The sequence below is a fragment of the Loigolactobacillus iwatensis genome, from assembly GCF_003950295.1.
Taxonomy (GTDB): Bacteria; Bacillota; Bacilli; order Lactobacillales; family Lactobacillaceae; genus Loigolactobacillus; species Loigolactobacillus iwatensis.
Genome location: NZ_RHNP01000064.1, coordinates 1 through 4,775, shown reverse-complemented (window position 1 = coordinate 4,775; position 4,775 = coordinate 1). Strand labels below are relative to the sequence as shown.

The 4,775-nt window shown below is 32.5% G+C and carries 4 protein-coding genes; 3 read left to right on the top strand and 1 reads right to left on the bottom strand.

All coding sequences use genetic code 11. The features are described from left to right. The first annotated feature begins 498 nt into the window (after positions 1-498). The 3 genes from EKM98_RS11660 (at position 499) to EKM98_RS11650 (ending at position 2,758) form a co-directional block, all read left to right on the top strand. Complete coding sequence (locus EKM98_RS11660) at positions 499-1,107, top strand: hypothetical protein (protein ID WP_068280914.1); 609 nt, start codon at positions 499-501, stop codon at positions 1,105-1,107. Positions 1,108-1,218: 111 nt separating this feature from the next. Continuing rightward, positions 1,219-1,683, top strand: a complete 465-nt coding sequence (locus EKM98_RS11655; RefSeq protein WP_068280917.1) for a hypothetical protein — start codon at positions 1,219-1,221, stop codon at positions 1,681-1,683. A gap of 646 nt (positions 1,684-2,329) precedes the next feature. After that, positions 2,330-2,758, top strand: coding sequence for a GtrA family protein (locus EKM98_RS11650; protein ID WP_068280921.1), 429 nt, complete (start codon positions 2,330-2,332; stop codon positions 2,756-2,758). 342 nt (positions 2,759-3,100) lie between these two features. Here EKM98_RS11650 and EKM98_RS12210 read toward each other — a convergent pair. Next, on the bottom strand, positions 3,101-4,775 hold a 1,675-nt coding region (locus tag EKM98_RS12210), incomplete at its 5' end, for a glycoside hydrolase family protein (RefSeq protein WP_225418583.1).

The following is a 4,775-nucleotide window of genomic DNA, read 5'->3' as shown; positions in this document are numbered from 1 at the left end:
AAATTCAAGGGCCCAAAAAATCCTGTTAATAGTTTACCACTTTGTAAACTATCAACAGGAAAAAGTATAGAGCCAAAGTTTCTATTTAGCGCACGCTTTTTATTTATATTTCTAAATATTTCAATTTTGACATGTTTAATAGAAATTTATCCGCTATAATTTTTAACAAATTTTAATTTAAAAAATATAATTTTACTTTTACAATTCAACGGCAGAACTATATGCTAATATTAATGAAGTAAAGAAAAAGAAATTGAGGGATTAAACAACTTAATTTTCTTCGGCTGTAATCCAAGATCATATAACCATTAATATGTTCAGGAATGGTTTTTCCCCTTCTTTTTAGGCACGTTTAAAACTAATTTTTCACTATTTTATACAAAAAAATTGTTTAAAGATGTATTCTAGAAAAATCACCGAAAATAGCGTATATTTGAGTGATATCATTCTATTAGCAAATATTAGTGTGGCATTACAATTTAATTTAGGAGCTTACTCATGAAAAAAATTTTTAGTTTAGGGATTGTTTTAACGGCAACATTAGCGTTAAGTGCTTGTGGCACCCAATCCGGTAGCAAACAAACGACCACTGAACCTGCAAACAATCAATCTTCCGATAGTAATAAGCATAAGATTAAAAAGACTAACCCACAAAATAAACAGAACGTACAAAAATCTAGTACCGGTACTGCTAGTACAAATACTAGTAGTACGGCGACTATTTCTTCTGAACAAAAACAATCTAATACATCAAGTCAACAAGTGATTAACAGTAGTGCTAGTCAAACCGAAGATCAAACTAGTAAGCAGAACATTGCCCAATCAGCAACATCTAATAGTCAATCAGTATCTCAGTCAAACAACCTTTCGGCCAACCAAATTCGACAAATGTTAGTAACACAAATGCATGCTAACAGCAATGTACTTGCAACGATTCCCGACGACACAATCACTAGCATTTATAACCAAGCTGTGAAGAAAGGTGCTGATATTGGTGGTGTTTATTACCCATTATTGAAACAGTACCCTTCAATTGGTGGCAGCGACGCTAACTATTATAATCAGCAATCACAATCGAACCAGAGCAGTAGTCAGGCTAACAATTAGACTTCAATCTGACAGTAATCAAGACTGGTCGGCTCTAACCGCTATGTTGTTAAATGATCTAAAATAACATATTTAAAACATTTGAGTATTTTTTAATATGGAGGTAAATTAATGAAAAAAGCACTTAAATTAATGATTCTCTTATTGACAGTCTCTGGCCTAGCAGCTTGTAGTACCACTGGCTCAAAAAACGAATCATCGACGTTTTCAAAAAAAAGTCATTCTGAACAAGTTTCTAAGACCTCGGAAAGCACTTCGATGAATGACCAGCAACATAATACAGCAAGTGAAGACACTTCTTCCAGCGCTGCAACAAATTCGGCAGGTACACAATCACAGGCTAGTCAATCAGACCAAACGGCTGCCAAGTCTGACCACTCAACTCAAAATAGTAACAATGATATGCAGAATAATCCCAGCGATAGTAATAATAATAAAGTCAATAATAACTCTAATGCCGGCACGCAATCCACGAGTAGCAGTAGTAGTGATACTCAATCACGAAACAATATGCAAAATAGCCCTACTGACAGCAATAATAACAAAGTTAATAATGATCCAAACGCTGGTAAATAATCACTGCATTAGATACAGAACCAAGGCACGGCAAAATTTGTGATAGCTTTTTAGTACAGTACAATACATGACATAATTGCTAAATTGACCATGATTACTGTAAATTTATTAAAGATAAATAATTGAACAAGTGATCTTAGATAATGATTTAAGAGAGCCCTAATATTTTCTTCTATATTAATGCATTATTAATACATTTGAAACTTATTTTTTACTGGTTATTTTCTAATTAATTTAACTTAACTATAATTCATAATTTTTCAAAGTGGTAAATAATTATTTTACTTTTAAACGATCCTAAGTCGCTTTTAGCATGACTGATTTTTTCCTATGAACTGTTACGCATATAATTAAAATGTAGTAAAACTACGCTATACTCCCACCGGATAGGTGCACCATTATTTTTAATAATGAACACATGGTAGCGGGCCGACTAACCTAAGTATTAAATATTAATTTAGTGATCAAAAAGACCAACTATTCACCAGATTAACTAAAAACAGAAATAATTGCCACATGTTTTTAAATTAATTCAGTACAATAAAAAAACATTTGGACTAATAAAGTGACTTTAAATATTTCTCTGTTAATACTATTAGCAGTAACATCTAAAAAACTTTAATCAATAACTTATTGGAGTAAATACATGAAAAGAATAATTCAATTCAGTCTCAATATTTTAAATAGGTATAAAAATATTATTGCTTATCTAATTTTTGGTGGATTAACCACTTTAATTAACATAATTGTATTTGGGCTATTGAATTCAAAAACAACTTTAAATTACCAAATTGCTAATATCATTGCTTGGTTTTTATCAATTTTATTTGCTTACACAACAAACAAGCGCTGGGTATTTACTTCAAAAACTAATTCTTTTAAAGAATTACTAAAAGAAATGGGCTCATTTTTCTTTTTTCGTGGTCTATCTCTAATTTTAGATATTATAATTATGTGGTTTGGCATTTCTTTATGGCATATTAATCCCTTACTAACAAAAGTCGTTGATAATATCATCGTTGTTATTGCCAATTATTTCTTTAGTAAATTCTATATTTTTAAACCAAATAATTAATAAAACTCAATTAACTAAACAATAAATAAAACGTCCTCAGTGACCTAAAAAGCACAAAAGATCTAATCTATCATTTAAATTACATCGACAGAAACAATAAAACACTCAAACAAAAACTTCAAAAATGAAGTATTCGTTTGAGTGTTTTGCTATTTACTTGAAAATAATTAATATAAACTAGGGCGTGTCTTCAAAATCGATAAATCAGTTCTATTCTTAGAATTTTGGTGTTCATTATTAAGTTAATTCAAGAAAAATGGACCACTTAACTTTGAAAAAAGATGATTTTTCTGCAAGTAACGAACATTTTTTAATTTGAAGACACACCCTAGTAATACTACATTAACTTAAGAATAATTTTTTCTCTGCATTCCTTCTATTTACTAAACCTGTAAGCACAACTCCCCCACTAGAATGAACATATAACAAAAATTGATTAGCGGCATCCGCCATATCCTTCTTATTAATATATGCGAGTAACGTGCTTCCTGTTAAAGTACCAATTCCCAAATTATAAGTGAATGAAATCAATGCATCAAAGGCATTCTGTGAAACACTGACGTGTAAAAGCTTATTAACAGCTTTTACAACTGACTGTACATCGGCCTTTAGAACATCATTCGCATGAGTCTGCGTCCATTTATCACCTATGTGAACGGGATATTGGCCTCCAGATGGTGCGTTATTAGTATGCCCATAACCAATAGTAACGACACCAACAGCGTCCCGATAAGCATTAAGACTCAAACCTTCAAATCGTTCAATAATACCTAATCCCGCCTGATCAATATTCATTTCTCTAGCGCCAATTAATTTACCTGTGTTGCTAAAATGTTGAGTAACTCCGGCTATAACTTTTGTGCCTGTCACTTTAAGATAAGTTTTAGGATCAAAATAATAAGTTGCACCATTCCAAGTATACCAACTCGTTACAATTTTTCCATCCGAACCAAACATATACCAATCGCCCCATTGCGACTGTACATATGCGTTATCAACGCGCAAATAAGTTTTAGGATCAAAATAATAATAAGTACCTGCCCAAGACTGTACTCCAGATTGAGGTACACCATTCTTAAATAAATAATAATGATTACCATCATTTACATAACCATTAGCAGCAGAACCGTCACTTGTATAAAAAGTAGAAGTTCTATTAACTTTACGCCACCCCGTTTCCATGACGCCGTTAGTCCCAAAATAATAAATTTTTCCATTTATATTTTGTGTGCCTGTTACTTTTAAATAAGTTGCTGGATCAAAATAGTAAGTACCTCCAGCCCACTTTTTCCAACCAGTCACAACTTTTCCATCCGAACCAAACATATACCAATCACCCCAGCTGGCTTGATCATAACTGTCAACTTGCATACGGTAATTAGAAGAATCAAAATAATAATAAGTACCATTAATCTTTTGCACACCAGTTAACAAAGCACCATCTACACCAGCATAATATTTTTGGGCGTTAGAAGAGAATAATACTTTTTTTCGTAAAGTATACGTATTATCATCACCAAAATAATATTCTTTTCCATCAATTTTCTGCAGACCAGAAACGGCTTGCCCATTATTCCCAAAGTAATACGTATTACTCCACTCATCACGAAATACATTATCAACTCTAAGATTAGTCTTGGGATCAAAATAATAATAATATCCAGCCCATTTTTGAATTTGTGACTGTTTAATACCATTTTTAAATAAATACCAATTTTTACCATCATTCAAATACCCATTAGCCAGCTTACCATTCTGATAATAAGTATTATTTTGATAACCATTAATAATAGTCGATCTTGTTCGTGCAGTCATAAGTGTATCTTTAGAGAACGTTTCAGCGGCCGTATTCACATCTTTTTGTGTTGTATTAGATTGGATTCCATATCCTGTATCAACAGTACTCGTAATAGCCGCCGTACTTGTTGTTCCCGTATTGGCCACACTCGTAGCAGCCGCCGTACTTGTTGTTCCCGTATTAGCCGTACTCGTAGCAGCCGCCGTACTTGTTGTTCCC

Excerpts from the sequence above, each read along its gene's own strand:
- EKM98_RS11650 (WP_068280921.1), top strand. The coding sequence starts at position 2,330 with ATGAAAAGAATAATTCAATTCAGTCTCAATATTTTAAATAGGTATAAA.
- EKM98_RS11660 (WP_068280914.1), top strand. The coding sequence starts at position 499 with ATGAAAAAAATTTTTAGTTTAGGGATTGTTTTAACGGCAACATTAGCG.
- EKM98_RS11655 (WP_068280917.1), top strand. The coding sequence starts at position 1,219 with ATGAAAAAAGCACTTAAATTAATGATTCTCTTATTGACAGTCTCTGGC.